Origin of the sequence: Streptomyces sp. NBC_01077, assembly GCF_045162855.1 — a bacterium.
Taxonomy (GTDB): Bacteria; Actinomycetota; Actinomycetes; order Streptomycetales; family Streptomycetaceae; genus Streptomyces.
In genome coordinates this window covers 5,650,888-5,675,177 of sequence record NZ_CP108669.1, presented here as the reverse complement: position 1 = coordinate 5,675,177, position 24,290 = coordinate 5,650,888, and the positions used below count along the sequence as shown (strand labels likewise).

The following is a 24,290-nucleotide window of genomic DNA, read 5'->3' as shown; positions in this document are numbered from 1 at the left end:
AGCCCCTCACAGCTTCATCAGGCTGGCGTCGTCGACCGAGGCCGAGTGGCGGGCACGGAAGACGGACACGATGATCGCGAGCCCGACGACGACCTCCGCGGCGGCCACGACCATCGTGAAGAAGGCGATGATCTGGCCGTCGAGGTTTCCGTGCATGCGGGAGAAGGTGACGAACGCGAGGTTGCAGGCGTTGAGCATGAGCTCGACGCACATGAAGACCACGATCGCGTTGCGCCGGATCAGCACCCCGGCCGCACCGATGGTGAACAGCAGGGCGGCGAGGTACAGGTAGTTGACGGGGTTCACCGGGTGGCCTCCTCTTCGTCCCGGTCCCGGCCGAGCCGCTCCTCGGAGCGCTGCTCCAGGGCCTTGAGGTCGGCGAGGGCCTCGGTGGACACGTCCCGGATCTGGCCCCGCTTGCGCAGGGTCTGCATGACGGTGAGCTCTGCCGGGGTGCCGTCGGGCAGCAGACCGGCGATGTCCACGGCGTTGTGCCGGGCGTAGACGCCGGGCGCCGGGAGCGGCGGGAGGTGCTTGCCCTCGCGTACGCGCTGCTCGGAGAGTTCGCGCTGGGTGGCGGCCCGCTCGGTGCGCTCGCGGTGGGTGAGCACCATCGCGCCGACGGCGGCGGTGATGAGGAGCGCGCCGGTGATCTCGAAGGCGAAGACGTACTTGGTGAAGATGAGGGCGGCGAGGCCCTCGACGTTTCCGCCCTGGGCGCTGTTGGCGGCTCCGAGGCCGGCGAACTCGGTCAGCGACGCCTGGCCGATCCCGGCGATCAGCAGGATGCCGAAGCCGAGGCCGCAGGCGACGGCCCACCAGCGCTGTCCCTTGATGGTCTCCTTCAGCGAGTCCGCGGCCGTGACGCCGACCAGCATGACGATGAAGAGGAAGAGCATCATGATCGCGCCGGTGTAGACGACGATCTGGACGATGCCGAGGAAGTACGCGCCGTTGGCGAGGTAGAAGACCGCGAGGACGATCATCGTGCCGGCCAGCGACAGGGCGCTGTGCATGGCCTTCTTCATCAGGATCGTGGCGAGGGCGCCGGCGACGGCGACGGTGCCGAGGACCCAGAACTGGAAGGCCTCACCGGAGGAAGTCGCGTACGCCGCGAGGTTCGCGCTCATGCGTCCGCCCCCTCCGGCTCGCCCTTCTCCCCCTTGGACACGGCGACCTGGCGGACGGTGCCGGGTGCGGCCTCGACGACGAGCCCCCGGTAGTAGTCCTGCTCGGTCATGCCCGGGAAGATCGCGTGCGGGGAGTCGACCATGGTCTCCTCGAGCCCCGCGAGGAGCTGCTCCTTGGTGTAGATCAGGTTCTCGCGGGAGGAGTCGGCCAGTTCGAACTCGTTGGTCATCGTCAGCGCCCGCGTGGGGCAGGCCTCGATGCACAGGCCGCAGAGGATGCAGCGGGCGTAGTTGATCTGGTAGACGCGGCCGTACCGCTCGCCCGGGGAGTAGCGCTCCTCGTCCGTGTTGTCCGCGCCCTCGACGTAGATGGCGTCGGCGGGACAGGCCCAGGCGCACAGCTCGCAGCCGATGCACTTCTCCAGACCGTCGGGGTGACGGTTGAGCTGGTGCCGGCCGTGGAAGCGGGGCGCCGTCGTCTTCTGCTGCTCCGGGTACTGCTCGGTCAGCCGCTTCTTGAACATGGCCTTGAAGGTCACGCCGAAGCCGGCCACCGGATTCTGGAAATCAGACACCGTCCGTCTCCTTTCCATCACTCGCAGTAGCAGTATCGGGGGCGCCACTGACAACGAGGTCCCGCTCGTGCCGGGGCCTGCGCCGAGGGACGGCCGGCAGGGACTGTCCGGGCTTGGGCGGTACGGGGAAGCCTCCGGCCATCGGGTCGAAGGAGCGGGTCTCCTCGGGTGCGGGCGCGGCGGCCTTCGCCTTCCGGTCGCGGAACACGTCGACCACGAAGGAGAGCAGCAGCAGTCCGAGGACGGCTCCGGCGACGTACAGGACGATGTTGCCGAAGGCGATGTTCTCGTTCCGCAGCGCCCGGACGGTGGCGACCAGCATCAGCCAGACCACGGAGACCGGGATGAGGACCTTCCAGCCGAGCTTCATCAACTGGTCGTAGCGGACGCGGGGCAGGGTGCCGCGGAGCCAGATGAAGAAGAAGAGCAGCAGCTGCACCTTGAGGACGAACCAGAGCATCGGCCACCAGCCGTGGTTCGCGCCCTCCCAGAAGGTGGAGACCGGGTACGGGGCCCGCCAGCCGCCCAGGAAGAGCGTCACCGACACGGCCGAGACCGTCACCATGTTCACGTACTCGGCGAGCATGAACATCGCGAACTTGATGGACGAGTACTCGGTGTTGAAGCCGCCGACGAGGTCGCCCTCGGATTCCGGCATGTCGAAGGGGGCGCGGTTGGTCTCGCCGACCATCGTGATGATGTAGATGATGAACGAGACCGGCAGCAGGATGATGAACCAGCGGTCCGCCTGCGCCTCGACGATCGCCGAGGTCGACATCGACCCGGAGTAGAGGAAGACGGAGGCGAAGGCCGCGCCCATGGCGATCTCGTACGAGATCATCTGCGCGCAGGAGCGCAGACCGCCGAGGAGCGGGTACGTGGAGCCGGAGGACCAGCCGGCGAGGACGATGCCGTAGATGCCGACGGAGGCGATCGCGAGGACGTACAGCATCGCGATCGGCAGGTCGGTGAGCTGCATCGCGGTGCGGTGGCCGAAGATCGAGACCTCGTTGCCGGCCGGGCCGAAGGGGATCACGGCGATCGCCATGAACGCGGGGGCGGCGGCGATGATCGGCGCGAGGATGTAGACGACCTTGTCGGCCTTCTTGACGACCACGTCCTCCTTGAGCATCAGCTTGATGCCGTCCGCGAGGGACTGGAGGAGGCCCCAGGGGCCGTGCCGGTTGGGGCCGATGCGCAGCTGCATCCAGGCGACGACCTTGCGCTCCCACACGATGGAGAAGAGCACGGTGATCATCAGGAACGCGAAGCAGAAGACGGCCTTGATCAGGACGAGCCACCAGGGGTCCGTACCGAACATGGACAGGTCTTCAGCGGCGAGCGGCGTGGTCATGCCTGCACCTCCGTGACATCGACGGGGCTCGGGGTCGCCGGGCCGATGCGGACCAGGTCGCCGGGGTGGGCGCCGGTGTCGGAGAGGACGCCGCGGCCGGCCGAGTTCAGCGGGAGCCAGACGACGCGGTCGGGCATCTCGGTGACCTGGAGCGGGAAGGCGACGGAGCCCGCGGGGCCGGTGACTTCGAGGGTGTCGCCGTCCTTGACGCCGGTGTCGGCGGCGGTGGTGGCGGAGAGCCGGGCGACCGCCGCGTGCCGGGTGCCGGCGAGGGCGGTGTCGCCCTCCTGGAGCCGGCCGAGGTCGAGCAGCATCCGGTGTCCGGCGAGGACGGCCTCGCCGTCGCCGGGCCGGGGCGCTGCCTGGCCGGGCTCGACGGGCTCGGAGGCCCGCTCCTCCGTCCAGCCGCCGAGCCGGTCGAGTTCCCGGCGTACGGCCCTGAGGTCGGGCAGCGCCAGGTGGGCGTCGAGGGCGTCGGCGAGCATGTGGAGCACGCGCGCGTCCGCGGGGGCCAGGGGCCGGGTCATCTGCTCGGGCTTGAGCGCGGCCTCGAACATCCGGGCCCTGCCTTCCCAGTTGAGGAAGGTGCCGGGCTTCTCGGCGACGGCGGCGACCGGGAGGACGACGTCGGCGCGGTCGGTGACCTCGCTGGGCCGCAGCTCCAGGGAGACCACGAAGGCCGCGTCGAGCGCCTCGCGTGCGCGTGCCGGGTCCGGGAGGTCGGAGACCTCGACGGCGCCGACGAGCAGGGCGGCGAGTTCGCCGGTGGCGGCGGCCTCCACGATCTGGCCGGTGTCGCGGCCGTAGCCGTGCGGGAGTTCGCGGACGCCCCAGGCGACGGCGACCTCCTCACGCGCGCGGGGGTTCGTGGCGGGCCGGCCGCCGGGCAGCAGCGCGGGGAGCGCTCCGGCCTCGATGGCTCCGCGTTCGCCGGAGCGGCGCGGGATCCACACGAGCCGGGCGCCGGTGGCGGCGGAGGCGCGCAGGGCGGCGGTCAGGGCACCGGGGACGCCGGCGAGGCGTTCGCCGACGACGAGGACGGAGCCTTCCCGGCGGAGGGCCTCGGCGGCGGCGAGTCCGTCGCCTTCGAGGCCGACCCGGGAGGTCAGCGCGTCGAGCCACTCGGTCTCGGTGCCGGGGGCGGCGGGCAGCAGGGTGCCGCCCGCCTTCTCCAGGCCGCGGGTGGCGAAGGCGGCGACCGCGTAGGTCTGCTGGCCGTGCTTGCGCCAGGCCTTGCGGAGCCGCAGGAAGACACCGGGGGCCTCCTCCTCGGACTCCAGGCCGACGAGGAGGACGGCCGGGGCGGCTTCGAGCGAGGTGTACGTGACGCCCGTGCCGTCCAGGTCGCGGCCGCGTCCGGCGACGGCGGAGGCCAGGAAGTCGGCCTCCTCGCCGGAGTGGATCCGGGCCCGGAAGTCGATGTCGTTGGTGTCGAGGGCGACCCGGGCGAACTTGGCGTACGCGTAGGAGTCCTCGACGGTCAGCCTGCCGCCGGTGAGGACGCCGGTGCGGCCGCGGACGAGACCGAGGGCGGCCGCCTCCAGGGCCTCGGGCCAGGACGCGGGCTCCAGCTCACCGGTCCCGGGGTTCCGGACGAGCGGGGTGGTGAGCCGGTCGCGCTGCTGGGCGTACCGGAAGCCGAAGCGGCCCTTGTCGCAGATCCACTCCTCGTTGACCTCCGGGTCGTCGGCGGCGAGCCGCCGCATGACCTTGCCGCGCCGGTGGTCGGTGCGGGTGGCGCAGCCGCCGGCGCACTGTTCGCACACCGACGGCGTGGAGACCAGGTCGAAGGGGCGGGAGCGGAAGCGGTAGGCGGCCGAGGTGAGGGCGCCGACCGGGCAGATCTGGATGGTGTTGCCGGAGAAGTACGACTCGAAGGGGTCGCCCTCGCCGGTGCCGACCTGCTGGAGGGCGCCGCGCTCGATGAGTTCGATCATCGGGTCGCCGGCGACCTGGTTGGAGAAGCGGGTGCAGCGGGCGCACAGGACGCAGCGTTCGCGGTCGAGCAGCACCTGGGTGGAGATCGGGATCGGCTTCTCGTAGGTGCGCTTGACGCCCTCGAAGCGGGACTCGGCCTGTCCGTGGGACATGGCCTGGTTCTGCAGGGGGCACTCGCCGCCCTTGTCGCAGACCGGGCAGTCCAGCGGGTGGTTGACGAGCAGCAGCTCCATCACGCCGTGCTGGGCCTTCTCGGCGACGGGGCTGGTCAGCTGTGACTTCACCACCATGCCGTCGGTGCAGGTGATGGTGCAGGAGGCCATCGGCTTGCGCTGGCCCTCGACCTCGACGATGCACTGGCGGCAGGCGCCGGCGGGGTCGAGGAGCGGGTGGTCGCAGAAGCGCGGGATCTCGATGCCGAGCTGTTCGGCGGCGCGGATGACCAGGGTCCCCTTGGGGACGGAGATCTCGATGCCGTCGATGGTCAGCGTGACGAGATCCTCGGGCGGTACGGCCGGGGAGCCGCCGCCGGCCGGGCCGGCCGTGGTGACCGTCATGCCGACACCTCCTTGTGGTTGTCCGCCCAGGCGGTCGACTTGGCCGGGTCGAAGGGGCAGCCCCGGCCGGTGACGTGCTGCTCGTACTCCTCGCGGAAGTACTTCAGCGAGGAGAAGATCGGCGAGGCGGCGCCGTCGCCGAGGGCGCAGAACGACTTGCCGTTGATGTTGTCGGCGATGTCGTTCAGCTTGTCGAGGTCGGACAGCTTGCCCTTGCCGGCCTCGATGTCGCGGAGCAACTGGACGAGCCAGTAGGTGCCTTCGCGGCAGGGCGTGCACTTGCCGCAGGACTCGTGGGCGTAGAACTCGGTCCAGCGGGTGACGGCCCGGACGACGCAGGTCGTCTCGTCGAAGCACTGGAGCGCCTTGGTGCCGAGCATCGATCCGGCGGCGCCTACGCCCTCGTAGTCGAGGGGCACGTCGAGGTGCTCGTCGGTGAACATGGGGGTGGAGGAGCCGCCGGGCGTCCAGAACTTGAGCCGGTGGCCGGGGCGCATGCCGCCGCTCATGTCGAGGAGCTGGCGCAGGGTGATGCCGAGGGGTGCCTCGTACTGGCCGGGCGAGGAGACGTGCCCGGACAGCGAGTACAGCGTGAAGCCCGGGGACTTCTCGCTGCCCATCGAGGTGAACCACTCCTTGCCCCGGTTGAGGATCGCGGGAACGGACGCGATGGACTCGACGTTGTTCACCACAGTGGGGCAGGCGTACAGACCGGCGACCGCGGGGAAGGGCGGGCGCAGCCGGGGCTGGCCGCGGCGCCCTTCGAGCGAGTCGAGGAGCGCGGTCTCCTCACCGCAGATGTACGCGCCGGCGCCGGCGTGCACGGTGAGTTCGAGGTTCAGTCCGCTGCCGAGGATGTTCCGGCCGAGGTAGCCGGCGGCGTACGCCTCGCGGACGGCCTCGTGGAGGCGGCGCAGGACGGGGACGACCTCGCCGCGCAGGTAGATGAACGCGTGCTCGGAGCGGATCGCGTAGCAGGCGATGATCATTCCCTCGATGAGGGAGTGCGGGTTGGCGAAGAGGAGCGGGATGTCCTTGCAGGTGCCGGGCTCGGACTCGTCGGCGTTGACGACGAGGTAGTGCGGCTTGCCGTCGCCCTGCGGGATGAACTGCCACTTCATGCCGGTGGGGAAGCCGGCGCCGCCGCGTCCGCGGAGGCCGGATTCCTTGACGTACGCGATGATGTCGTCGGGGCCCATGGCGAGGGCCCGCTTGAGGCCCTGGTACCCCTCGTGGCGCTCGTAGGTCTCCAGGGTCCAGGAGTTGGGCTGGTCCCAGAAGGCCGAGAGGACCGGCGACAGGAGCTTCTCGGGGCTGCTGTTGTTGATCTCGGCGGCCAAGGTCATCACTCCCCCTCCTGACCGGAGGTCTCACCGCGCGGGTGGACGATTCGGTGGTGCGGCTGCTCGCCCTTGGCGAGGCGGAGCCCCACGAGCGAGGCGGGGCCCGCGCCGCCGGTGGCTTCGACGGCGCCGGGGCGCTCGTCGGGGAAGCCCGCGAGGATGCGCGCGGTCTCCTTGAAGGTGCAGATCGGGGCGCCGCGGGTGGGCTCGACGGTCCGGCCGGCCCGCAGGTCGTCGACCATCCGCTTGGCGGACTCGGGGGTCTGGTTGTCGAAGAACTCCCAGTTGACCATCACCACGGGGGCGAAGTCGCAGGCCGCGTTGCACTCGATGTGTTCGAGGGTGATCTTGCCGTCGTCGGTCGTCTCGTCGTTGCCGACGGCGAGGTGCTGCTTGAGCTCCTCGAAGATGGCGTCGCCGCCCATGACCGCGCAGAGCGTGTTCGTACAGACGCCGACCTGGTAGTCGCCGGAGGGCTTGCGCCGGTACATCGTGTAGAAGGTGGCGACGGCGGTGACCTCGGCGGTGGTCAGGCCGAGTGTCTCGGCGCAGAACGCCATGCCGGTACGGGTCACATGGCCCTCCTCCGACTGCACGAGGTGCAGCATCGGCAGGAGCGCGGAGCGGGAGTCCGGGTACCGGTCGATGATCGCCTGCGCGTCCTCCGCCAGGCGGGCGCGGACCTCGGCCGGGTACGCGGGGGCGGGGAGCTGGGGCATGCCCAGACGGATCTGGTCGGTCATCGGTCGACGCCTCCCATCACGGGGTCGATGGAGGCGACGGCGACGATGACGTCGGCGACCTGGCCGCCCTCGCACATCGCGGCCATGGCCTGGAGGTTGGTGAAGGACGGGTCGCGGAAGTGGACCCGGAAGGGCCGGGTGCCGCCGTCGGAGACGACGTGCACGCCGAGCTCGCCCTTGGGTGACTCGACGGCCGCGTAGGCCTGCCCCGCCGGGACCCGGAAGCCCTCGGTGACCAGCTTGAAGTGGTGGATCAGGGCCTCCATGGAGGTGCCCATGATCTTCGCGATGTGGTCGGTGGAGTTGCCGAGGCCGTCGACGCCGAGCGCGAGCTGCGCGGGCCAGGCGATCTTCTTGTCGCCGACCATGACATCGCCCGGGGCCAGGCGGTCGAGGCACTGCTCGACGATCCGGAGGGACTGCCGCATCTCCTCCAGGCGGACGAGGAAGCGTCCGTAGGAGTCGCAGGTGTCGGCGGTCGGGACCTCGAAGTCGTAGTTCTCGTAGCCGCAGTACGGGTCGGTCTTGCGCAGGTCGTGCGGGAGGCCCGCCGAGCGCAGGATCGGTCCGGTGGCGCCGAGCGCCATGCAGCCGGTGAGGTCGAGGTAGCCGACGTCCTGCATGCGGGCCTTGAAGATGGGGTTGCCGGTGGCGAGCTTGTCGTACTCCGGCAGGTTCTTCTTCATGGTCTTCACGAACTCGCGCACGGCGTCGACGGCGCCGGGCGGCAGGTCCTGGGCGAGGCCGCCGGGGCGGATGAACGCGTGGTTCATCCGCAGGCCGGTGATCAGTTCGTACAGGTCCAGGATCATCTCGCGGTCCCGGAAGCCGTAGATCATGATCGTGGTGGCGCCGAGCTCCATGCCGCCGGTGGCGATGCACACCAGGTGGGAGGAGAGCCGGTTGAGCTCCATCAGCAGGACGCGGATGATGCTGGCCCGGTCCGGGATCTGGTCGGTGATGCCGAGCAGCTTCTCCACGCCGAGGCAGTACGCCGTCTCGTTGTAGAACGAGGTGAGGTAGTCCATGCGCGTGACGAAGGTGGTGCCCTGCGTCCAGGTCCGGTACTCGAGGTTCTTCTCGATGCCGGTGTGGAGGTAGCCGATGCCGCAGCGGGCCTCGGTGACGGTCTCGCCGTCGATCTCCAGGATGAGCCGGAGCACGCCGTGGGTGGACGGGTGCTGGGGGCCCATGTTGACGATGATGCGCTCGTCGTCGGCCTTCGCGGCGGACTGGACGACCTCTTCCCAGTCGCCGCCGGTCACCGTGTAGACGGCGCCTTCTGTCGTCTCGCGGGGAGACGCGTGGGACGTGGACATCAGCTGTACGACCTCCGCTGGTCCGGAGCCGGGATCTGGGCGCCCTTGTACTCGATGGCGATGCCGCCGAGGGGGTAGTCCTTGCGCTGCGGGTGGCCCTGCCAGTCGTCCGGCATCATGATCCGGGTGAGGGCGGGGTGGCCGTCGAAGACGATGCCGAAGAAGTCGTACGTCTCGCGCTCGTGCCAGTCGTTCGTCGGGTAGACCGCGACGAGCGACGGGATGTGCGGGTCGGCGTCCGGGGCCGAGACCTCGATACGGAGCAACCGGCCGTGGGTGAGCGAGCGCAGGTGGTAGACGGCGTGCAGCTCGCGGCCCTTGTCACCGAGGTAATGGACGCCGGAGACGCCGGTGCAGAGCTCGAAGCGGAGCGCCGGGTCGTCGCGGAGCGTGCGGGCGACGCGGACGAGGTGCTCGCGCTCGATGTGGAAGGTGAGCTCGTCGCGGTCGACGACCGTCCTCTCGATCGCGCTCGAAGGGAGGAGGCCCTGCTCCTCCAAGGCGCCTTCGAGTTCGTCGGCGACCTCGTCGAACCAGCCGCCGTAGGGGCGGGAGGCCGCGCCGGGGAGCCGGATCGAGCGGACGAGGCCGCCGTAGCCGGAGGTGTCGCCGCCGTTGTTGGCGCCGAACATGCCGCGCTGGACGCGGACCTCCTCGCCGTGCTCCCCGCGCTGCCCCGGCAGGTTCTGCGCGCTGAGGTCCTTCTCGGGGTTGGGTGTCTCATCGCTCAACGGAGCAGACCCTTCAACTCAATGGTCGGCAGCGCCTTGAGCGCCGCTTCCTCCGCCTCCCGGGCCGCCTCCTCGGCGTTCACGCCGAGCTTGGAGGTCTGGATCTTCTGGTGGAGCTTGAGGATCGCGTCGAGCAGCATCTCCGGCCGCGGCGGGCAGCCGGGCAGGTAGATGTCGACCGGCACGATGTGGTCGACGCCCTGGACGATCGCGTAGTTGTTGAACATGCCGCCGGAGGAGGCGCAGACGCCCATGGAGATGACCCACTTGGGGTTGGGCATCTGGTCGTAGACCTGCCGCAGGACGGGCGCCATCTTCTGGCTGACCCGGCCCGCGACGATCATCAGGTCGGCCTGGCGCGGCGAGCCGCGGAAGACCTCCATGCCGAAGCGGGCCAGGTCGTACCGGCCGGCTCCGGTGGTCATCATCTCGATGGCGCAGCAGGCGAGGCCGAAGGTCGCGGGGAACACGGACGCCTTGCGCACCCAGCCCGCGGCCTGTTCGACCGTCGTCAGCAGAAAGCCGCTCGGGAGTTTCTCTTCGAGTCCCATAGGTGCCCCTCAGCCCCTCAGTCCCATTCCAGGCCGCCGCGACGCCACACATACGCGTAGGCGACGAAGACGGTGAGCACGAAGAGCAGCATCTCCACGAGCCCGAAAAGCCCCAGGGCGTCGAAGGTGACCGCCCAGGGGTAGAGGAAGACGATCTCGATGTCGAAGACGATGAAGAGCATCGCCGTCAGGTAGTACTTGATCGGGAAGCGGCCGCCTCCGACGGGAGTGGGCGTCGGCTCGATGCCGCACTCGTACGCCTCAAGCTTTGCCCTGTTGTACCGCTTTGGCCCGATAAGCGTGGCCATGACCACGGAGAAGATCGCAAACCCCGCACCCAGGGCACCGAGCACGAGGACGGGCGCGTACGCATTCACGCTCCTCGCTCCTTCCAGTCGTCCTTGACCGTTGGATCGCACGACCGGACCGTGAAAGATCGCCCCCATGTGAGGCAGTTCACAAGCCCGGCTGCCCCGCATCCTATGCCTGCCCCTCTGTGATCTGCGACACGGGGTGCACCAACGACTTTGTGATCTCCACCACCTGACGAAGGATCATGAAGTCGGATGAGCGGTGATCTTGTTGCGCGAAGCGCCCAGGTGATCACCAGATGTGACATCCGGACCGGAAATCGCTGATCGGAGGGGGTGTCGCACTATCAAGTGATGGTCACTACAGGCAAATTGGTGATGGACGCACCCGGGTGATAAAGGAAGCGCCCGTCGCCCGGTCGGGGGGTCCGGCGTACGACGGTGGACGCGTGCGCCCGTTCTCGGGCGCCCGCGAGACGGAAGTGTGACCTGCATCACACAAGGAAGGCCCCGAAAAACATGGGGCTTGGCCATCGGCGTCAAGAGGTGGTAAGCGTCGGGCAATTCGGACGTTTCATTGAAAACCCGTGATCAAGGGCCAGATGAGCCATGCCCGATTTGCCCGTTACGGCGTCAATAAGGGCCCCACGGAAGCGGATTAGGAGATTCCGAACGTAACTGTGGCGCAACCCACGTTTCTTGAAGGGAACCGTGAAGCCCTGATAGCGGTTGTCCTCATGTCCCACACCGCTCACATACCCAGCCACCGGAAGCCCCGCCGCAGCGCCTCGAAGCTCGCGCTGCGAGCCGGAGTTGCCGGTGGCGTCCTCGGCACCATCGCGGTGGCCGGTGCTGCCGGGCCGGCCAATGCCGAGCCGGTGACCGAGACCATCGAAATGCCCACCCTGGGCTCGCTCGAGACCGGCACCGGTCTCGCCAGCGCCGTCGCCGCCTCCGCCGAGGCCTCCCAGCAGGAGGCGCTCGACCAGAACCTCCAGACGCAGGAGAACCTGGCGCTGCAGAAGGCCGCCAAGGAGGCCAAGACGGCCAAGGCCGAGGCGGACCGCAAGGCCGCGGCCGAGAAGGCCGAGAAGGCCCGCCTCAAGGCCGAGCAGGACCGCAAGGAGGCCGAGGAGCGCGCCTCCCGCGACCGTGCGCGCACCCAGCTCGCCGCCCAGTCCGCGAGCGACGACAGCTCCACGGGCTCCGGCTCCTCCGACAGCGGCTCCTCGGCCGACTCCGGCGAGACCCAGACGCAGGCCCCCTCCGGCTCCGCCGCCGCGATCGTGGCCTTCGCCCGCGCCCAGATCGGCGACTCGTACGTCACCGGCGGCACCGGCCCCAACTCCTGGGACTGCTCCGGCCTCGTCCAGGCCGCCTACCGCCAGGCCGGCATCGACCTGCCGCGCATCTCGTACGACCAGTCGAGCATGGGCACCTCCGTCTCCCTGAGCAGCCTCCAGCCGGGCGACATCCTGTACTGGGGCAGCCGCAGCGGCTCGTACCACGTCGCGATCTACGTGGGCGGCGGCAAGTACGTCGGCGCGCAGAACTCGTCGACCGGTGTCGTCGAGCGCTCCCTGGACTGGGACATGCCCTCCGGCGCGGTCCGCCTTCTCTGATCGCCCGCACGTCGTAGGACGCGAAGAGCCGTCACTCCTCGGGGGAGTGACGGCTTTTCCCTCTTCGGTCCGGATCTGCCCGCAAAGTCCTACTTGCGGAAGTTCTCGATGATCCGGGCGTAACTGTCCCCACCGTGGCCCGCCCCGACCGCGGCGCGCATCAGCTCCAGGTGCAGCTCCGGCAGCCGGTTGTCGATTCCGCGCGCCTCGGCCGCGTGCAGGAGGTGGCCGATGGCGACCGTCTGGACGTCGATCGTGGCGTCTTCGCCCGGGTACTCCCCCGCGTCGATCTGCTCGGCGTACCCGGTCATGAACCAGGAGACCGTCCTCAGCCAGCGGGTGGCCACCGCCGTGAAGTCCCGGGCCGTCACCCCGTCCGCGCCCGCGAGGGCGGTCGCGTGCAGCCAGCCGCCGAAGACGGACCACATGAGGCCGAGCAGACCCGCGTCGTAGAGCGAGGCGCTGCCCGCGTCCGCACCCAGGTCCAGCGGGTCGCCGAGGACGGCGAGCGCCGCGTGGTGCTCGGCGAGGAGCTCGGGCCCGCCCGCGTAAAGGATCATGTTGGCGCTGTCGCCGACCCCCGGCGGGGTCGTCATGACGGCGCCGTCGAGATAGCCGATGCCGTGCTCCGCGGCCCACTCCGCCTCCTCGCGGGCCTGCTCGGGCGAACCGGTGGTGAGGTTGACCAGGGTCCGGCCCCGCAGCGACTCGGCCACCGGGGCGAGGAGTTCGCGTACGGCGGGGTAGTCGAGGACGCAGACCACGACGAGCTCGCTCGCGGCGACGGCCTCGGTGACGGTGGCGGCGCGCAGCGCGCCCCGGGCGACGAGGGCGTCGGCCTTCCCGGGCGTGCGGTTCCAGACGGTGGTGCGGTGGCCGGTGGCGAGGAAGGCGCCGGCGAGGGCGGAGCCCATCTGCCCGAGGCCGATGACAGTGACGTTCTGCTTGTCCGTGTTGCTCATGGGGTCCACGCTCGCAGTGGCGGGATCGGGTCGACAGTGGCAGGACTGACGACATCCGCACCATTCCTGCCGAGGGTGTCGTAGGGTCGGCGCCATGAGTGCGGGAGTCGTCGCCATCGCCGTCGTACCGGACCGGCGCATCGGAACGTCGCTGTGGGAGCTGTACGAAATCGCCATCGCCTGCGCGGTCTTCGGCAACCCGCAGCCGGATCTGGCCGACCCCTGGTACGAGCTGCGGCTGTGCGGCGAGGCGGGACCGGGCGTGTTCTCGCTGCGGACGGAGTACGGCCTCGACGGGCTCGTGGGCGCGGACACCGTCATCGTGCCGTCCGTGCCCGACGCGGTCGTCGACGACGGCGAGGAGGTGCCCGCCGAACTGGTCGAGGCGCTGCGCGCGGCCGCATCCTCCGGCGCCCGCATGGTCTCCCTGTGCACGGGGGCGTTCGCGCTCGCCGCCGCCGGGCTCCTCGACGGCCGCCGCGCCACCGCGCACTGGCAGCACACCGCGCAGCTCGCCGCCCGCCACCCGGAGGTGGTCGTGGACGACTCGGTGCTCTACACGGACGAGGGGTCGGTGCTGACCAGCGCCGGAGCCACCGCCGCGCTCGACCTGTGCCTGCACCTGGTCCGCCGGGACCTCGGCGCGACCGTCGCCGGGCAGCTCGCCCGGCGCCTGGTCGTGCCCGCCCACCGCAGCGGCGGGCAGGCCCAGTTCATCGAGGCGCCGCTGCCGCCGAGCGACGACGACAGCCTCGGCCCCGTACTCCAGTGGGCGACCGAGAACCTCGCCGAGCCGCTGACCGTCGACGACCTCGCCCGGCGGGCCCGGCTGAGCCCCCGGACCTTCCACCGCCGGCTCCAGGAGACCTGTGGGACCACTCCCCTGCAGTGGCTGCTCCAGCAGCGGGTGGCCCGTGCGCAGAGCCTGCTCGAAGCCACCGATCTGCCCGTGGAGCAGATCGGCGACCTCAGCGGTCTGGGTACGGCGGCGAACCTGCGCCGTCACTTCACGCGGTCGGTCGGGGTCTCGCCCACCGACTACCGCAGGTCGTTCAGGCCTTCGGCGCGACCTTCGACAGGCCGTTGATGATGCGGTCCATCGCGTCGCCGCCCGTCGGGTCGGTGAGGTTGGCCAGCATCTTCAGCGTGAACTTCATGAGCAGCGGGTGGGTCAGGCCGCGCTGGGTCGCGATCTTCATGACCTTCGGGTTGCCGATGAGCTTCACGAAGGCGCGGCCGAGCGTGTAGTAGCCGCCGTAGGTGTCCTTGAGGATCTGCGGGTAGTTCTGCAGGGCCAGTTCGCGCTGGGCGGGGGTGGTGCGGGCGTTCGCCTGGACGATGACGTCGGCCGCGATCTGGCCGGACTCCATGGCGTACGCGATGCCCTCGCCGTTGAACGGGTTGACGAGGCCGCCCGCGTCACCGACGAGCAGCAGGCCCTTGGTGTAGTGCGGCTGGCGGTTGAAGGCCATCGGGAGGGCGGCGCCGCGGATCGGGGTCGTCATGTTGTCCGGGGTGAAGCCCCAGTCCTCGGGCATCGAGGCGCACCAGGCCTTGAGCACCTCGCGCCAGTCCAGCTCGCGGAAGGCCTTGGAGGAGTTGAGGATGCCGAGGCCGACGTTGGACGTGCCGTCGCCCATGCCGAAGACCCAGCCGTAGCCGGGCAGCAGACGGTCCTGCGGGCCGCGCCGGTCCCACAGCTCCAGCCAGGACTCCAGGTAGTCGTCGTCGTGCCGGGGCGAGGTGAAGTAGGTGCGGACGGCGACGCCCATGGGGCGGTCCTCGCGCCGGTGCAGGCCCATCGCCAGGGAGATCCGGGTGGAGTTGCCGTCGGCGGCGACGACGAGCGGGGCGTGGAAGGTGACCTCGCGCTTCTCCTCGCCGAGCTTGGCGTGGACGCCGGTGATCCGGCCCGTACGGTCGTCGATGATCGGGGCGCCGACGTTGCAGCGCTCGTAGAGGCGTGCGCCGGCCTTCTGGGCCTGGCGGGCCAGCTGCTCGTCGAAGTCGTCGCGCTTGCGGACGAGTCCGTAGTCCGGGTACGAGGCGAGTTCCGGCCAGTCGAGCTCCAGGCGGACGCCGCCGCCGATGATCCGCAGGCCCTTGTTCCGCAGCCAGCCGGCCTCTTCGGAGATGTCGATGCCCATGGAGACGAGCTGCTTCGTGGCGCGGGGGGTGAGGCCGTCGCCGCAGACCTTCTCGCGGGGGAACGCGGTCTTCTCCAGGAGGAGGACGTCGAGTCCGGCCTTGGCCAGGTAGTACGCGGTGGTGGAGCCGGCCGGGCCCGCCCCGACGACGATCACATCTGCGCTGTGCTCGGAGAGGGGCTGCTCGGTCACGGCGGAGTCTCCCGGGAGTTCGACGACGAAGACGTCCATGAGGACGTTGAGGACGTATCGCAGTCTATGGGGGGCGGGTGCGGGGGAAGCGGAGGGTCACCCCACCGCTTTCCCACAGGGTGAACAGGTGTTCCCCTGCGCTGAGCGTGATGGCAGATTGATCTTCCGTGACCGACTTCCGAATCGACCTACGGCGGGGCGCGCTGATCACAGCCGTCCTCGCCCTCCTCTGCTCGGTGTTCCTCGTACTGCCCGCGAGCGCCGACCCCGCCCCCTTCGACGACTGCCCGCAGGGCCAGTTCTGTCTCTACGACGGCTCCAAGGGCTCCGGTACCCGCCTGGACGTCGCCGAGGGCGGCAAGGACGAGCAGTACACCGGCACCGCCCTGTCCGTGCAGAACAACACCCGTATGTGGGCCTGCGTCTACACCACCGACCAGTACGGCGGCTCCCTCCAGACCGTCATGCCGGGCAACGACGACGAGTACGTCACCGACGGCGTCCGCTGGACCGTCGCCTCGTACAAGCTCGTGCCCACCCGCGCCCTGTGCTTCACCGGCTACGAGCGCTGCGAGAACGGTGACGTCTGCACCTTCACCGAGCGCAACGGGCGCGGCGCGATGACCGTCCACGTCCCGGCCGTCGACCCCGCCACCCAGAACCTCGGCAACAGCTACGGCACCGAGGTCGCCCCCAAGTCCGTGTGGAACCGGACCGCCAAGCACCTGTGCTTCTACCCCAGGCCCGACTACACCGGCACCTGGACCGAGGGCACCACGACGTACGGCGCCTACGTCGTGCTCCGCGGCGACAGCATCACCGTCCCCGCCTCCCTCGCGGGCGCGTTCCGCTCCCACGAACTCGTCAACGGAACCTCGGAGTGCCAGTGACCACGCCCCTGCGCCCGGCCCTCGCCGCCGCCGCCGCGCTCACCGCGGCCCTCGCCCTGACCACCTCGGCCGCCGCCTCCCCCGCCGCGGTGAAGCCGCCGAGCCTGCTCGCCACGAACTGGGAGCAGAACGCGGACGTCGACCGGACCGTCCCCGGCGTCACCCGCACCACATGGACCGAGAAGGTCCTCGACAACCGCACCAGACCCCGCATCCTCCAGATCGTCGAGATCGACCCGAGCACCGCCCCCGTCGGCCTGGAGAGCACCGTCGGCGCGGGCGACGGCGTGGCCGAGACGGTCGCCGAGCAGCTCGCCGGGGTCAGCGCGGTGCCCGCCCGGCACCCCGTGGCCGGAGTCAACGGCAGTCTGTTCAAGTCGGAGAAGAAGCACCCCGACCACGTCGTGCCCACCGGCGCCGAACCCACCACCCTCCAGCACATGGGCGTCTCCGTCACCGACGGCGTCCTGCACAGCTCCAGCTGCTGGGGAAGCGGTCAGGGCACCTCGGGCGCCGTGATCCAGTACGGCGTCCCGTACATCACCAAGCTCCTCACGGAGCTCACCCTCACCGCCGCCGACGGGACCACCGTGCCCTTCGACGACATCAACCGGGACCCGGGCCGCGCCCGCGGCTGCGCCCGCGACGCCCAGGACCGGCTGGTCCCCGAGGAGGTCTCCGGGCAGAAGGGCGTCTACACCGACCCCGACGAGATCGTCCTGTTCACCGACGACTACAAGTTCCCGGTGCCGAAGCCCGGTCTCGACCCGACGGTCACCACCGAGGACGACCCCGGCTTCGAGGTCGTCCTCGACTCCACGGGCAAGGTGACGGCCGCCCACGAGGGCCGCGGCGGTGCGACCGCCGCCGAGCAGGTCAAGGTGCCGTCCGGCGGCCGCATCCTCCAGGGCGTCGGCACGGGCGCCGCGTGGCTGCGCGCCCACGCCGTCGCCGGCACCAAGGTGGCGGTCGGCCAGAAGCTCCGCGACGCGCGGCTCGGCCGGGAGATCCCGCTGGACCCGTCGGTCGACGTCGTGAGCTCCTTCCACCAGGTGCTCCGCGACGGCGAGATCCCGGTCGAACTGCCCGACACCTGCAACCAGACGGGCCCGGGCAAGGAGCCCGGCACCCAGAACTGCACCGACTCGCGCGTGGCCCTCGGCACCAGCGTCCGCGGCCGTCCGGTGCTCGTCACGCTGACCGGGCAGACCCAGGAGGGCAACACGACCACCCACGAGGACGGCGCGACCCTGCGCACCTTCGCCACGCTCCTCGACGCCGACGAGCTCGGCCTGATCGACGCGCTCAACCTGGACGGCGGCGGCTCGGCGACGCTGATGACCGGCGTCACGACGCACACCCCGCCGACGGACCGGGTGAACGGCGTGTACGTGCACCGGCACGTGGCCGACGCCGTGTACGCGGGGATCAGCGGCTACGGCATGTACGCCAAGTAGCCGCCAGGACAACCCCTCAGGCCTTGAACCCCCGGTGCAGGGCGACGATCCCACCGGTCAGGTTCCGCCAGGCCACCTTCGACCAGCCGGCCTTCTGGAGCATGCCCGCCAGGGTCGGCTGGTCCGGCCAGGACCGGATGGACTCGGCCAGGTACACGTACGCGTCCGGGTTCGAGGAGACCGCGCGGGCCACCGGCGGCAGCGCGCGCATCAGGTACTCCTCGTACACCGTGCGGAACGGCGCCCAGGTGGCGTGCGAGAACTCGCTGATGACGACCCGGCCGCCGGGTTTCGTCACCCGGTACAGCTCGCGCAGCGCCTGCTCCGTGTCCTGGATGTTCCGCAGGCCGAAGGAGATCGTGACGGCGTCGAAGACGTCGTCACGGAAGGGCAGCTTCGTGCCGTCGCCGGCCGTGAAGGGCATCCACGGGTGGTTCTTCTTGCCGACCCGGAGCATCCCGAGCGAGAAGTCGCAGGGCACGACGTACGCGCCCGCGCGGGCGAAGGGCTGCGAGGAGGTGGCCGTACCGGCGGCCAGGTCCAGGATCTTCTGCGCGGGGCGGGCGTCGACCGCCTTGGCGACCTCCTTGCGCCAGCGCCGGTCCTGGCCCAGGGAGAGCACGTCGTTCGTGAGGTCGTAGTTCGCCGCCACGTCGTCGAACATCGAAGCGACTTCGTGCGGCTGCTTGTCCAGGGAAGCTCGGGTCACCGGGCCATTGTCGCAGCCACCGGAATCCGTCCTCGTACCGCTTCAACCTTTTGGCCCCGGCCGCTCTCAGGGATGGGTGAGTGCATGACAGCGGCCGGCGACGCCGGCGAGGAAGGCAGGGGTGCGATGGCGGTACCGACCGAAACGAGACCCGGGCCGGCGACCGGGCCGATGACCGGAACAGCGTCCGGAGCGACAGCCGGAACGGCGGCCGAAGCAAGGACCGGACCGGCCCACGGACCGGCCGGCAGGACGGCCGACGGGACGGTCGCCGGGTTCGAGGAGTTCGCCCGTGTCGCGCAGCAGCGGCTGTACCGCACGGCGTACCTGCTCTGCGGCGACCCCGAGACCGCCCGCGACCTGACCCAGACCACGCTGGCCAAGCTGTACCAGCACTGGCGGCGCGCGGGCACCGCCGATCATCCGCACGCGTACGCCAAGACGGTGCTGACCCGCACCTTCCTGACCGAACGGCGGCGCGGGCTGCGCGATCTGCTCGCCTTCACCCGGACCGGCGGAATGGCCCCGGCGCCCGCCGCCGACCACGCCGATCTGCGCGTCACGCTGCTCGCGGCGCTCGCCGAGCTGCCGCCGCGGGCCCGCGCGATGGTCGTCCTGCGCTACTGGGACGACCACAGCGTGGCCTCCGTCGCCTCACTGCTGCGCTGCAGCGAGGCCACCGTCAAGAGCCAGTGCTCCCGTTCGCTCGCCCGACTCCGCGTACGCCTGGGTGACGCCGGGCTCTACACCACAGGAAGCTGAGGTCCCCCGTGGACACCGACGACATCTCCCTGCTCCGCGACGTCATGGACCGGACGACGGACGACCTTCCCCCGCTCCCCGACCTCGCCCCGCTCGCGGTGCGCGAGGGCCGACGACGGCGCGTCCGGGCCCGGATCGCGATCGTCACGACCGCGTTCGGCGCGGTCACTGCGGGGGCACTCGGCCTCACGCTGCTGCCGGGAACGAACACGGGCGTCTCGATGCCCGCCGCCGTGCCGCCGTCGCTCGGCGCGACCCCGAGCACGAACTACCCGTCCGTCGTCGTCGAGGAGACCCCGGGCGTCACACCGCCCGACAACCCCGACGGCCTGTCCCGGGCCGAACGCGAGCGTCGCGCGGCCCACCAGCAGCGGGTGGCGGCGCTGCTCGACGAACTGCTGCCCGCGACCGTGACCGACGTCCGGCCGGTGAAGGACCGGGTGAGCCACTACCGGATCGCCTCGGGCGGCGAGACCTTCCATCTGACGGTGTCGGTACGGCCGACCGACGACCGCACGCTCGAACCCTGCAAGTCCGTGCCGGCCAAGGGCCTCGACTGCGACGCCGTGACGTTCGACGGGAACCGTGCGGCGCATCTGCTCTCGGCGCCGGTCAACGAGGCGGACACGCTGGGGTCGTTCCTGACGTTCCTGTACGGCGGGAGTCGCGTCCGGCTCTCCGTCGACCCGGAGAGCGTGTCGGCGCCGGTGACACCGCGACAGCTGCTGACCGTCGCCGAGGACCTGCGCTTCCTCGACCTGGTGCGGTACGCGGACGAGAACCCGGTCGAACAGAAGGCACCGCCCGCGATCCCGGCCGGCTGAGCCACGGCGCGGCGCGGTGGCCCCGAGCGGCGCGCGGCTACTGCCGCCGGAACACCAGCCGTCCGCCGATGACGGTGGCGACGCAGGTGGACGCGCCGAGGCGGGCCAGAGAAGCCCGGTCCGGGACGTCGAAGACGGCGAACCGGGCCGGGCCTCCCGGTACCAGGCCGGGCAGGAGGACCAGCGGCGACGGTGAGAACGACGGGCCCTCGGGGAGCTTCTGCGGGCGCCGGCCGACGGCGAGACCGGCCCGGCGTACGGCGTCCACGGCGGCCCGGTCGCGCAGTTCGCCGGCGACGGCGACCGTCCCGTGGGCGAGGAGCCGCTGCACGCCGCGGCGTGCGGAGGCGCCGCGGCGGGAGGGGTCGGCCCGGAAGATCCGCTGCGCCCGCTCGCCGGTGATCGGCTTGGTGCCGAACCCCTCGGCCTCCCGGGGGTCCGGGTGGTACATGCCTTCGAGCAGCTCGGGACCGAAGGGGTTGAGGAGTCCGGGAGTGAGGATGCCGGGCCACCGCCGCACCCGTGCGTCTGGACCGGCGGCGGCCAGGTCCTCGTAGGGACCGACGGCGGCGATGCGGTCGCCGTCGACCAGGACGGCGGTCTCGGGTGTCGCCTCGGCGACGTGGATCGTCAGCACGGGCGCGTCAGTTGGCGTCGAGGAGCTTCAGCTCGGGGTGTGCCGTGCCGCCCTCGATCGCCGTGGACGAGATGTGGGAGGCGACGCGCTCGTCGACCGGGTCGTTCGCCGGGTCGTCGTGGACGACGATGTGCTCGTACGTCGTGGTGCGCTGCGCCGGCACACGGTCCGCCGTGCGGATCATGTCGATCATCTCGCGCAGGTTGGAGCGGTGCTTGGCGCCGGCCGAGGAGACGACGTTCTCCTCCAGCATGATCGAGCCGAGGTCGTCCGCACCGTAGTGCAGGGTGAGCTGGCCGATCTCCTTGCCCGTGGTGAGCCACGAGCCCTGGATGTGGGCGACGTTGTCGAGGAACAGCCGGCCGATGGCGATCATCCGCAGGTACTCGAGGAGCGTGGCCTGCGTGCGGCCCTTGAGGTGGTTGTTCTCCGGCTGGTACGTGTACGGGATGAAGGCCCGGAAGCCGCCCGTCCGGTCCTGCACGTCACGGATCATGCGCAGGTGCTCGATCCGCTCGGCGTTGGTCTCGCCGGTGCCCATCAGCATGGTGGAGGTGGACTCGACGCCCAGCTTGTGGGCGATCTCCATGATCTCCAGCCAGCGCTCGCCGCTCTCCTTGAGCGGGGCGATGGCCTTGCGCGGCCGCTCCGGGAGCAGCTCGGCGCCGGCGCCCGCGAAGGAGTCGAGGCCGGCGGCGTGGATGCGGGTGATGGCCTCCTCGACGGAGACGCCGCTGATGCGGGCCATGTGCTCGACCTCGGACGCGCCGAGGGAATGGATGACCAGCTGCGGGAACTCCGCCTTGATGGCGGCGAAGTTCTTCTCGTAGTACTCGACGCCGAAGTCCGGGTGGTGGCCGCCCTGGAACATGATCTGGGTGCCGCCGAGCTCCACGGTCTCCGCGCAGCGGCGCAGGATGTCGTCGAGGTCGCGGGTCCAGCCCTTCTTCGTGTCCTTCGGTGCGGCGTAGAAGGCGCAGAACTTGCAGGCCGTGACGCAGACGTTCGTGTAGTTGATGTTGCGTTCGATGATGTACGTCGCGATGTGCTCGGTCCCCGCGTACCGGCGGCGGCGCACTGCGTCGGCGGCGGAGCCGAGAGCGTGCAGGGGTGCCGAGCGGTAGAGGTCGAGCGCCTCCTCGGGGGTGATCCGGCCACCCGCGGCAGCGCGGTCGAGAACGGACTGGAGTTCGGCCTTCTCGGTCACCGGGTGTGTCCCTTTCGGAGGGGTACTGATCGTCCGAACCAGCCTACGCCAGCGCTCCTCGCCGCTTCCGCTGGGTGCCGCGGGACGGCGGGGCGACGGGGTGGCGGGGTAGCGGGGCGGGATGCCTCGGGCGGCGGGGGCAGCGGCGCGGGATGCCTCGGGCGGCACGGGTGCCGTGGGCCATGCGGGGTGCCGGGGCAACCAGCCGGGCCCGCTGCCCCTCTCTCCCTTCGGAATCGCCATATCGCCCGTTCTGCCCTGAAGGGACCGAAGTCGCCTCATGACGCGCCCGCCCCGGAGGTCCCGCTCCGTCGCCGTAGCCCTCGCGCTCGCCGCCCCGCTCACCGTTCTCGCGGGCGGCGCCGGTGAGACCGCCGCGCCGCTCGTGTTCGGCGGCCCCTCCTCGGGCCCCGCGGCCGCGCCGGGGCAGCCCGGGACCGTCTACCCGAGCGGCCCGCGGGCGCGGTTCACGGTGGCGGGAGCCGTGGACGACGGCACGAGCGTCGGGGTCACGACGGTCACGGGCCGGAAGTCCGGCTTCACGGGCAAGGTGTGGGTATGGGCGCCGCCGCAGTATTTCGATCCCGCGTACGCGCACAGCGGCTTCCCCGTCCTCGTGGCGCTGCCGGGCGGGCACGGATATCCGGTGAATTACTGGAAGGGGACGGGACTCGGGCTCGCGTCGGGTATCTCCCGGTGGTCCCGGGAGGGAAAGAGCCTTCCGTTCATCGTCGTGATGCCCGTCCTCAACCCGAACGCCGACCGGTACTACGACGGCAGTGACATTCCGGGGCAGCCGAGAATGGGGACCTGGGTCGCGGAGGACGTACCGGATTTCGTCCGGGCGAATTTCCGGACGTTCGCCTCACGGGACGGCTGGGCCTTCATGGGGTCCTCGTCCGGCGGCTTCGTCGGGCTCAAGTCGGTGCTCCAGCACCCGGACCGGTTCAAGGCCGTCATCGCGTCGGGGCCCGACACGGTCCCGGACTCGCCGCTGTGGCGGGGGCACGAGGCGGAGCGGCGGGCGAACGACCCGGGCCGGCTCGCGGCCGCGCTCGCCCGGCGGCCGGACGTCCCGAGGAACGACGTGTACCTGGCGTTCCAGCTCGGCTCGCGGGAGACCGGGATCGGCCCGAAGGTACGGCGGTTCATCCGTACGTACACCAAGGGCCCGGTGAAGAGCAGGCTGCAGGTCATCCCGGACGGCGGCCACAACGCCCGGAGCTATATGAGGGGACTGGAGGCCGGCTCGATCGAGTGGATCAGCCGGCAGCTCCAGCCGCCGGTGCCGGACCGGGTCCGCGCGGACGACACCGCCGACCGGGCCTGAGCCGCCGGACGGGCCCGGGCCGCGACCGGGCCACGACCGGGCCCGAGCCGCAGGTCCCGGCCCTCACCCCGGCCCCGGCGCGGGCCGGGGCCGGGCCGGTCAGCCGCGTGCCGGCCGGAGCAGTTCGACGGCGACGTCCGCGGGGAAGCCGGTCGTGGGGCCGGTGCGGCGGGCGAACTCGCGGACCCCGGCGAGCTGCTCGGGGCCGAAGCGGAAGTCGAGCGTACGGAAGTACCGCTCCAGGAGCTCCGCGTCGAAGGTCTCCCAGCGGGCGGCCTGCTCGGCGACCTTGGCGACCTCCTCCAGGGAGAGGTCCCGGGAGGCGAGGAACGCCTGGTGGACCTCGTGGACGGTCTCCGGCTCGCGCGCCAGATAGTCCTTGCGCGCCGCCCACACGGCGAAGACGAACGGGAGGCCCGTCCAGTCCTTCCACATGAGGCCCAGGTCGTGGACCTGGAGTCCGAGCCGGGGCGCGTCGTGCAGCGAGGCCCGGAGCGCGGCGTCACCGATGAGGACGGCCGCCTCGGCCTCCTGCATCATCAGGCCCAGGTCGGGGGGGCAGGTGTAGTAGTCCGGCGCCACCCCGTACCGCTCGGCGAGCAGCAGCTGGGCGAGGCGGACGGAGGTGCGGGAGGTGGAGCCGAGCGCGACGCGCGCTCCGTCCAGCTCCTCCAGGGGCCGCTGCGAGACGATCACGCACGACATGACGGGGCCGTCGCAGCCGACGGCGATGTCGGGGAGCGCGACGAGGTCCGACGCGTTGCGGAGGTACTCGACGAGGGTGATGGGTCCGATGTCCAGATCGCCCCGGACGAGACGCTCGCTGAGCTTCTCCGGGGTGTCCTTGGTCAGCTCGAGGTCCAGGAGCGTTCCGGTCCTGGCCAGGCCCCAGTACAGGGGGAGGCAGTTCAGGAACTGGATGTGCCCGACGCGGGGCCGGCTGCGCTGCTGCTCGTCGGTTGCATTGTCCACATCGTGAGGCTAGACCCGTCTCGTACC

General features: G+C 70.8%; 24 protein-coding genes. 7 read left to right on the top strand and 17 right to left on the bottom strand.

The annotated features are described in order from the left end of the window. Positions 1–6 precede the first annotated feature (6 nt). Genes nuoK through OG462_RS25665 form a run of 11 tightly spaced genes read right to left on the bottom strand, consistent with a single transcriptional unit; the run spans position 7 to position 10,618 of the window. The gene (gene nuoK / locus OG462_RS25715) at positions 7–306 is read right to left on the bottom strand and encodes an NADH-quinone oxidoreductase subunit NuoK (RefSeq protein ID WP_017239464.1); all 300 of its coding nucleotides are present in this window, start codon (positions 304–306) and stop codon (positions 7–9) included. Continuing rightward, positions 303–1,130 carry an NADH-quinone oxidoreductase subunit J gene (locus tag OG462_RS25710; RefSeq protein WP_406061109.1) on the bottom strand — a complete coding sequence of 276 codons (828 nt, stop codon included), beginning with the start codon at positions 1,128–1,130 and terminating at the stop codon, positions 303–305. The genes nuoK and OG462_RS25710 overlap by 4 nt, the downstream gene beginning before the upstream one ends. Next, positions 1,127–1,723, bottom strand: coding sequence for an NADH-quinone oxidoreductase subunit NuoI (nuoI, locus tag OG462_RS25705; RefSeq protein ID WP_406061107.1), 597 nt, complete (start codon positions 1,721–1,723; stop codon positions 1,127–1,129). The genes OG462_RS25710 and nuoI overlap by 4 nt, the downstream gene beginning before the upstream one ends. Beyond that, positions 1,698–3,059 (bottom strand): NADH-quinone oxidoreductase subunit NuoH, encoded by a 1,362-nt coding sequence (gene nuoH, locus OG462_RS25700; protein ID WP_406061106.1) that lies wholly within the window; start codon positions 3,057–3,059, stop codon positions 1,698–1,700. The genes nuoI and nuoH overlap by 26 nt, the downstream gene beginning before the upstream one ends. After that, positions 3,056–5,554: an NADH-quinone oxidoreductase subunit G gene (locus OG462_RS25695; protein ID WP_406061104.1), complete on the bottom strand. Its 2,499-nt coding sequence runs from the start codon at positions 5,552–5,554 to the stop codon at positions 3,056–3,058. Before OG462_RS25695 ends, nuoH begins: the two co-directional genes overlap by 4 nt. Further along, positions 5,551–6,903, bottom strand: a complete 1,353-nt coding sequence (gene nuoF / locus OG462_RS25690) for an NADH-quinone oxidoreductase subunit NuoF (protein ID WP_406061102.1) — start codon at positions 6,901–6,903, stop codon at positions 5,551–5,553. Before nuoF ends, OG462_RS25695 begins: the two co-directional genes overlap by 4 nt. Further along, positions 6,900–7,640 (bottom strand): NADH-quinone oxidoreductase subunit NuoE, encoded by a 741-nt coding sequence (nuoE, locus tag OG462_RS25685; protein ID WP_406061100.1) that lies wholly within the window; start codon positions 7,638–7,640, stop codon positions 6,900–6,902. Before nuoE ends, nuoF begins: the two co-directional genes overlap by 4 nt. Then, positions 7,637–8,959 (bottom strand): NADH-quinone oxidoreductase subunit D, encoded by a 1,323-nt coding sequence (locus tag OG462_RS25680; protein WP_406061098.1) that lies wholly within the window; start codon positions 8,957–8,959, stop codon positions 7,637–7,639. The genes nuoE and OG462_RS25680 overlap by 4 nt, the downstream gene beginning before the upstream one ends. After that, the gene (locus OG462_RS25675) at positions 8,959–9,690 is read right to left on the bottom strand and encodes an NADH-quinone oxidoreductase subunit C (RefSeq protein WP_406061096.1); all 732 of its coding nucleotides are present in this window, start codon (positions 9,688–9,690) and stop codon (positions 8,959–8,961) included. The genes OG462_RS25680 and OG462_RS25675 overlap by 1 nt, the downstream gene beginning before the upstream one ends. Further along, the gene (locus tag OG462_RS25670; RefSeq protein ID WP_024756031.1) at positions 9,687–10,241 is read right to left on the bottom strand and encodes an NADH-quinone oxidoreductase subunit B family protein; all 555 of its coding nucleotides are present in this window, start codon (positions 10,239–10,241) and stop codon (positions 9,687–9,689) included. Before OG462_RS25670 ends, OG462_RS25675 begins: the two co-directional genes overlap by 4 nt. Before the next feature lie 17 nt (positions 10,242–10,258). Further along, positions 10,259–10,618, bottom strand: coding sequence for an NADH-quinone oxidoreductase subunit A (locus OG462_RS25665; protein ID WP_266895216.1), 360 nt, complete (start codon positions 10,616–10,618; stop codon positions 10,259–10,261). Positions 10,619–11,289: 671 nt separating this feature from the next. Between OG462_RS25665 and OG462_RS25660 the strand changes: the two genes are divergently transcribed. Beyond that, on the top strand, positions 11,290–12,174 hold the full coding sequence (locus tag OG462_RS25660) for a C40 family peptidase (RefSeq protein ID WP_406061094.1): 885 nt from the start codon (positions 11,290–11,292) through the stop codon (positions 12,172–12,174). An 89-nt stretch (positions 12,175–12,263) separates the two neighbouring features. On the opposite strand, the gene OG462_RS25655 is transcribed toward OG462_RS25660, so the two are convergent. Continuing rightward, on the bottom strand, positions 12,264–13,136 hold the full coding sequence (locus OG462_RS25655) for an NAD(P)-dependent oxidoreductase (protein ID WP_406061092.1): 873 nt from the start codon (positions 13,134–13,136) through the stop codon (positions 12,264–12,266). A 94-nt stretch (positions 13,137–13,230) separates the two neighbouring features. On the opposite strand from OG462_RS25655, the gene OG462_RS25650 reads away from it, so the two are divergent. After that, a complete protein-coding gene (locus OG462_RS25650) occupies positions 13,231–14,223 on the top strand; it encodes a helix-turn-helix domain-containing protein (RefSeq protein WP_406061091.1) in 993 nt (330 codons plus the stop codon). Here the strand turns inward: OG462_RS25650 and OG462_RS25645 are convergent. Then, entirely contained in the window at positions 14,189–15,514 is a 1,326-nt protein-coding gene (locus tag OG462_RS25645; RefSeq protein ID WP_406061089.1) for a geranylgeranyl reductase family protein, read from the bottom strand. The genes OG462_RS25650 and OG462_RS25645 overlap by 35 nt on opposite strands. A gap of 128 nt (positions 15,515–15,642) precedes the next feature. Here OG462_RS25645 and OG462_RS25640 point away from each other — a divergent pair, with 128 nt between their 5' ends. After that, positions 15,643–16,365 (top strand): peptidase inhibitor family I36 protein, encoded by a 723-nt coding sequence (locus OG462_RS25640; protein WP_406061088.1) that lies wholly within the window; start codon positions 15,643–15,645, stop codon positions 16,363–16,365. Continuing rightward, positions 16,362–17,822, top strand: a complete 1,461-nt coding sequence (locus OG462_RS25635) for a phosphodiester glycosidase family protein (protein ID WP_406061086.1) — start codon at positions 16,362–16,364, stop codon at positions 17,820–17,822. Before OG462_RS25640 ends, OG462_RS25635 begins: the two co-directional genes overlap by 4 nt. Before the next feature lie 16 nt (positions 17,823–17,838). Here the strand turns inward: OG462_RS25635 and OG462_RS25630 are convergent, their stop codons facing one another. After that, the gene (locus OG462_RS25630; protein ID WP_406061085.1) at positions 17,839–18,531 is read right to left on the bottom strand and encodes a demethylmenaquinone methyltransferase; all 693 of its coding nucleotides are present in this window, start codon (positions 18,529–18,531) and stop codon (positions 17,839–17,841) included. A gap of 171 nt (positions 18,532–18,702) precedes the next feature. Between OG462_RS25630 and OG462_RS25625 the strand changes: the two genes are divergently transcribed. Together OG462_RS25625 and OG462_RS25620 are read left to right on the top strand one after the other, a co-directional pair. Next, positions 18,703–19,293, top strand: coding sequence for a SigE family RNA polymerase sigma factor (locus OG462_RS25625; protein ID WP_406061083.1), 591 nt, complete (start codon positions 18,703–18,705; stop codon positions 19,291–19,293). Between the two features lie 8 nt (positions 19,294–19,301). Continuing rightward, a complete protein-coding gene (locus tag OG462_RS25620; RefSeq protein WP_406061081.1) occupies positions 19,302–20,117 on the top strand; it encodes a hypothetical protein in 816 nt (271 codons plus the stop codon). Positions 20,118–20,154: 37 nt separating this feature from the next. Here the strand turns inward: OG462_RS25620 and OG462_RS25615 are convergent, their stop codons facing one another. Beyond that, positions 20,155–20,754, bottom strand: a complete 600-nt coding sequence (locus OG462_RS25615) for an imidazolonepropionase-like domain-containing protein (RefSeq protein WP_406061080.1) — start codon at positions 20,752–20,754, stop codon at positions 20,155–20,157. Between the two features lie 7 nt (positions 20,755–20,761). Next, positions 20,762–21,961, bottom strand: a complete 1,200-nt coding sequence (mqnC, locus tag OG462_RS25610) for a cyclic dehypoxanthinyl futalosine synthase (RefSeq protein ID WP_406061078.1) — start codon at positions 21,959–21,961, stop codon at positions 20,762–20,764. A 280-nt stretch (positions 21,962–22,241) separates the two neighbouring features. On the opposite strand from mqnC, the gene OG462_RS25605 reads away from it, so the two are divergent. After that, on the top strand, positions 22,242–23,291 hold the full coding sequence (locus tag OG462_RS25605; protein ID WP_406061076.1) for an alpha/beta hydrolase: 1,050 nt from the start codon (positions 22,242–22,244) through the stop codon (positions 23,289–23,291). A 99-nt stretch (positions 23,292–23,390) separates the two neighbouring features. On the opposite strand, the gene OG462_RS25600 is transcribed toward OG462_RS25605, so the two are convergent. Further along, a complete protein-coding gene (locus OG462_RS25600; RefSeq protein WP_406061075.1) occupies positions 23,391–24,263 on the bottom strand; it encodes a menaquinone biosynthetic enzyme MqnA/MqnD family protein in 873 nt (290 codons plus the stop codon). Positions 24,264–24,290 lie beyond the last annotated feature (27 nt).